2 protein-coding genes are annotated in these 2,452 nt (G+C 44.6%); both read left to right on the plus strand.

Features of this window, described 5'->3' with window-relative positions:
• Positions 1-226: 226 nt before the first annotated feature.
• Positions 227-1,903, plus strand: a complete 1,677-nt coding sequence (locus KDK19_RS00810; protein WP_257281098.1) for an F-box/WD40 repeat-containing protein — start codon at positions 227-229, stop codon at positions 1,901-1,903.
• A gap of 181 nt (positions 1,904-2,084) precedes the next feature.
• Positions 2,085-2,452: F-box protein (locus KDK19_RS00815; protein ID WP_257291142.1), on the plus strand; the 368-nt coding region annotated here is incomplete at its 3' end.

Consider the following 2,452-nt stretch of genomic DNA (forward strand, 5'->3'; position numbering starts at 1 on the left):
TTTCACCATAACGAGTTGAGAATTTATAAGCTTTCGATGAATCATTGATGGTTTGCTGTGATCAATAAAAGGGAGGCCATTCTGTATGTGCTGAAAGACAGAAACTTCATTAATGGCACCCAAAAACAGGTTATGAACTTTCATGTCAGAACTGACTCCAACTTACCGCATCAATTTTGAACGTCCTTGTTAAATGGTGGCGATAGTCACTTAGGAAAAACCAGATATGTTTTCTAACGCTAATCACTCCGGCATAGTCGATTCACCCTTGCTACCACCGGTGAGCACTCCATTGGAGGGAGAGCCATCCTGTGTCAGTATGGGCAGGACCATTGTTGTACCTGATCAGGAAATAAAGAAAACCGCTTCATTGCTCGATTTGCCCGAAGAAGTAAAAATTAAAATTTTTCGTTGGTTGAAATTTCGGGATGTTGTCAATTTACAACAGGTGTCTACTCACTTAAACAGGGTTATTAAAAACGACCATGCTCTGGCAAGGGCTTGGTATCACCGGTTTTCTTTACCACACCAGGATCAATTAAAGAAAATCCTTCCTACAGAGGATAAAGAACAACTTCGTCATTGGCTGCGGCCCTTTACAAAGGATACAGCATTAGTCGAGTCACTGATAAAGCAACGAAAGGCTGCTTATTTTCCTGCTCTGTTCTATTTCACCAAAGCTCAACTGGTGTCTGAATGTGAAACCTTTGAAATCAATAAAAAAGTCACTATTGCCCATTATCTCTGGGTCAACTCAGCCACCTTCAGCGCCGATGGCCGACACCTGGTGACGGCCAGTCTTGATAACACCGCACAAATCTATAGTCAGAACGCCAAAGGATCATGGGTAGAAAACGTCATCATTGATCATGATCACTTTGTTGACTCAGCCACCTTCAGTGCAGATGGCAGCCATTTGGTGACCGTCAGCAGTTGGAGTAAGAAGGTGAAAATTCATGATCAGAAAGCGGATGGGGCATGGGAGGAAAAAAACACCATTTCCCACGGTAACCATGTCAACTCAGCTACCTTCAGCCCGGATGGCTGCTACGTGGTGACCGCCAGTAACGATAACACGGCAAAAATTTATGGTCAGAAGACCGATGGATCATGGCTGGAAGAAGCCACCATTTTACATGATCATTGTGTCGTCATAGCCTGTTTTAGCGACGACAGTCGTTTAGTTGTGACCGTCAGTAGAGACAAGATGGTAAAAATCCATAGCCATGAGGACGATGGATCATGGGAACATAAAGTCAATATTTTCCATGATGGTCAAGTCAACTCAGTCACCTTCAGCGCCGGTGGTTGCCGAGTGATATCTGCCAGTAAAGATCGCACGGCGAAAATCTGTGGTCAGAAAACAAATGGCCGATGGGAAAAAGAAGCCACCATTTTCCACGATCACTGGGTCACCTCAGCCACCTTCAGCCCTGATGGCCGTCATGTAGTGACCGCCAGTACAGATGGCACGGCGAAAATCTGTGGCCAGAGGGACGATGAATCATGGGAAAAAAAGCTCACGATTTCCCATCATAACGATGTCATATCAGCCATCTTCAGCCCCGATAGTCGGCATGTACTGACCGCCAGTAAAGATGGCACGGCAAAAATTTATGGTCACAAGACTGACGGGTCATGGGTCGAAAAAGCCATTATTTACCATAAAAGTTCGCTCAACTCTGCCAACTTCAGCGCCGATGGCTGCCTTGTGCTGACCACCAGTCGAGGTGGAACGGCAAAAATCTACGGTGTTAAGGGTGATGGATCATGGGTCAAAAAAGCCACCATTTCTCATAAAGGCTTGATCAAATCAGCCAGCTTTAGCAACGATGGACACCATGTAGTGACCATCTCTGACGATTACAAGGTGCGAATTATTAAATTACAGAAGAATAATTGATGGTTTGTTTGCTGTGACAAATAAAAGGGACGCTATTTTGCACGTGTTGCAAGACAGAAACTTCGTTAATGGCACCCAAAAGCAAGTGATGAACTTTCATTTCAAAATCGACTCTAATTTACCGCATCAATTTTGAACGTCCTTGTTAAAGGTAGGGATAGTCATTCAGGAAAAACCAGATATGTTTTCTAACGCTAATAATTCCGGCATAGTCGATTCACCCTCGCTATCAATAGTGAGCACTCCATTAGAGGAAGAACCATCGGTTGTCAGTGCGGGCAGGACCATCGTGGTGCCTGACCAGGAAATAAATAAAACAGCGTCATTGCACGATTTGCCCGAGGAAGTAAAAATCAAAATTTTTCGCTTGCTGGGGTTTCGGGATATTGCCCGTTTGCAACAGGTATCGACTCACTTTAACAGGGTTATTAAAGACGACCATGCTCTGGCAAGGGCGTGGCATCAGCGGTTTTCTTCACCACACCAAGATCAATTAAAGAAAATCCTTCCCATAGAGGATAAAGAACAACTCCGTAACTGGCTGCGACC

The organism is Endozoicomonas sp. ONNA1 (assembly GCF_024606325.1).
Taxonomy (GTDB): Bacteria; Pseudomonadota; Gammaproteobacteria; order Pseudomonadales; family Endozoicomonadaceae; genus Endozoicomonas_A.

Excerpts from the sequence above, each read along its gene's own strand:
- KDK19_RS00810 (WP_257281098.1), top strand. The coding sequence starts at position 227 with ATGTTTTCTAACGCTAATCACTCCGGCATAGTCGATTCACCCTTGCTA.